This is a genomic window from Vreelandella sp. L-25 (assembly GCF_056857535.1).
The window spans coordinates 1-2,863 of sequence record NZ_JBSXNH010000059.1 but is presented as its reverse complement, the minus strand read 5'-3'; the positions used below and the strand labels follow the sequence as shown (position 1 = coordinate 2,863).

The window sequence follows — 2,863 nt, the reverse complement described above, 5'->3', positions numbered from 1 at the left end:
AACGGCTGTTTGCTCAAGGCCGAAGTGTTTTCTACCCCCTCTGGAGAAGAGCGCCAGACGCCGAGGCGCGAATACCAGACTTGTTCACCTCCTCAGGAGGACTATGCCGATGACACGCCGGAAAAAATGGGGAGACCCTAGACGCCCCGCCGCTAGACACAGCCCGCCCACCCGGGTACGATACGCACCCAAAGCGCCCGTAGCTCAGTTGGATAGAGTGTCGGCCTCCGAAGCCGAAGGTCGCAGGTTCAATTCCTGCCGGGCGCGCCAAACATATCAAGGGCTTACGTTAACGCGTAAGCCCTTTTGTTTTGTGTGTGCCCAAATGGTGCCCATGTTGCGCCCTCTTTTTGTTTTCCCATCGCTGCGGCTGACATTTTCTGAATGACGTTCGGCTATTTAAAGGCACAACGTTGGGCACACCCATTATTAGGTAATGCCCACCCATTCTGCTAACTGCTGATTTGCCTTCAACCTTTGTCGTTGTAATAACGTGCTATTGAAAATTGCATCCAGAGGGGACGTGGGTGTCGCAAGCGGCAGCGCAACGGCTGCTTCATCACGAAACTGCTGGCAGATCGTTGCGTTGTCATCGAGACATTGCCACCAGTGTAAGATATCCAGTTTAGCTCTCTGCATTACGTCAGCAGCAGGCAGTCGATCCGATTTCGCTTGATTGGCTTTTTCCGTTGTTGGCAGTAGGTTCCATAAATCGTTGTTGTTCCAGCGAGACCAAGGAAAGCAGTGGTCTATGGCGTAATTCTTTTGTCTGTGCAGATCACTACGTGACCATACACAAGGTAATGGGGTAGGGTTTTGTAAACGTTGAGAAACGAGCTGGCGCACTTGCCGAGTGTCTCGACAACTTTCCTGCCACTGTAAAGCGAGGTGCAAAGTACCTGTATCGTAGGAGGCATCATATCGCTGCATTAACTGAACCCACTCATGCACGATAGCGGGCTCTAACCAACAGGCATAGCGGCTCATCGCGTCCCATAGCGTTGTAGGAACGCGAAATATTCCGAAAGAAGCCAGCGTGGCGCTATCAAGTCGAACGGCCTGTTCGCGTATGCGTCGCCCTTGATAACTCCCGTCAAAGATAGGGCGTAAACTGCCGGGCCAAGTCGTAAAGTGGGCTGGCATCTTAAGAATGGTCTGGCAGGCATCGCGTATTGAACGCATTACTGTGGCAGCACATTCAGGGTCATAAAACGCTGAGCCAATACGAAGGTCATGTGGCGACAGTTGCTTCAAACGATAGAAATCATCTTTAGCAAAGCCATAGCCTTTTTTACCTGGCGCTTGTCGCAGATCGCGTTCTATCAGCAGTGGGCGAAATAGTTTGATCCAAAAAAGGCCCACCGCTCCTAAAGGTATCGTCACCCACTCTTCTGTTCGTAACATCACAATGCCGGGTGCGCTATCGGCCAAGCGAGTCAACGTGCGAAGCAAACCAAGCTTGTAAGAAGACGCTTTATCGTCATTAACGATGATGTGCCGAAGGGAAGGCAGGGCGCCTGTGCCATCATCAGGCAGTCTAAACACCCGCAGATGCCAGGCAACACCCTGGCGACCAAGCTGGTCGTCGTTATGGCTTGCTTGCACGGGCAGCAGTGCTAAATCAAATGCCCAGCTATCCAACACACCTGTATTTACAGAGTAAAACTGACGCTTATCGCTATCTGAGCTTTCACGATACGTAATAACTAAAAGCCCGCCTGGTGCGAGCAGTGAGCTAAGTACCCGCAACGAACGTTGCTGCTCATCAGTGGATAAATGCATCCAAACGGCTGACACCAGAATTAATTGAAAGCGCTGCGAAAGCTGACGAACGCGATTTAAAGCAGGTAAGGTGTCGTCAATCCAACTGACATCCCCTTCGGGAGTATAGGTTTCTCCGAGTGCCCTCAGCTTTTCTGCGGGCTCTATCGCCATCACCTGCCAGCCGCGCTCTGCAAGTGCCTTAGCATCGCGCCCGCTACCCGCGCCAATGTCTAGGGCTAAGCCGGGCTGAGTAGGAAGATGATGCAGCCATTCACCATGTACACGCTCAAAACTCAGCGACTGATATTGGTTAAACAATTGTTGAGCGTTATCGTTGTAGAAACGCGCCGTCGGTATGGTTATTGGAGAGTTTGTCATGCCCAGCCTTGGTAATTAGCCCATGCCCTGACCTTATCAGCTTTGTGCATGTTCGGCGTTGTGTGCAGAGGGCTTCAGCTCGATCAAGGGAAAGAATAACGCTGCTTGCAACGTGCCTCCGTGTACTTCACCTGCCTACCAGAGTATTTATTGCCTCGTGCTTCCACCGTTATCGCGGAAGTAATCGTCTTTAGCGACCAGCCCAATATCGCCTGTCTGTAATCCAGCATCACCCTCTTCACTGAATAAGTTTTGCACACGACGTTCCTGCTTGAAGTAAGCCAAAGTGCGGAAGAAGCAGTCTTCACAAAGATGGGCTTCGTAGCGTTCGCCATCATGTTGAGATCCATAGCCCCAATGCGCTTGAAGTGTCGCAAATTCAAGACCGCCGTTTACTGTTTGTGTAGAGGTCAGGCAGACATCACAGCGCACGTCAGTCACTGCATCGACTTCTACTTTTTCAGTCACTTTCATCTTGTTCTCCCTTATCTGCGATTGGCTGCTACTTGCCTGAAGCGCCTTACCAACTGGTGCAGTATAGGGCGTGGCAAGTGGCGGATAGCGCTCCAGTGATGGGGTGTTGTGCCAAAAGCTCAGTCGTTGTCGCTGGGTTGATACTCAAATAAGTCTCCAACCTGACAGTCAAAGTATCGGCATAGCGCTTCCACCGCTTCAAGCTCGATGCGGCTGGCTGATTCGTGATAGAGCCTCGTAATCGTTC

General features: G+C 51.5%; 3 protein-coding genes and 1 tRNA gene. 1 reads left to right on the top strand and 3 read right to left on the bottom strand.

The window, feature by feature from the left end; translation table 11 throughout:
- Positions 1 to 193: 193 nt before the first annotated feature.
- Positions 194 to 270: transfer RNA gene (locus tag AC13CN_RS07425), tRNA-Arg, on the top strand.
- Positions 271 to 429: 159 nt separating this feature from the next.
- On the opposite strand, the gene AC13CN_RS07420 is transcribed toward AC13CN_RS07425, so the two are convergent.
- The 3 genes from AC13CN_RS07420 to AC13CN_RS07410 all read right to left on the bottom strand — a co-directional run bounded on the left by AC13CN_RS07420 (position 430) and on the right by AC13CN_RS07410 (position 2,858).
- The gene (locus AC13CN_RS07420; protein ID WP_483053104.1) at positions 430 to 2,142 is read right to left on the bottom strand and encodes a class I SAM-dependent methyltransferase; all 1,713 of its coding nucleotides are present in this window, start codon (positions 2,140 to 2,142) and stop codon (positions 430 to 432) included.
- Between the two features lie 147 nt (positions 2,143 to 2,289).
- Positions 2,290 to 2,616 carry a hypothetical protein gene (locus AC13CN_RS07415; protein ID WP_483053103.1) on the bottom strand — a complete coding sequence of 109 codons (327 nt, stop codon included), beginning with the start codon at positions 2,614 to 2,616 and terminating at the stop codon, positions 2,290 to 2,292.
- A 119-nt stretch (positions 2,617 to 2,735) separates the two neighbouring features.
- Complete coding sequence (locus AC13CN_RS07410; protein ID WP_483053105.1) at positions 2,736 to 2,858, bottom strand: helix-turn-helix domain-containing protein; 123 nt, start codon at positions 2,856 to 2,858, stop codon at positions 2,736 to 2,738.
- Positions 2,859 to 2,863: the final 5 nt, after the last annotated feature.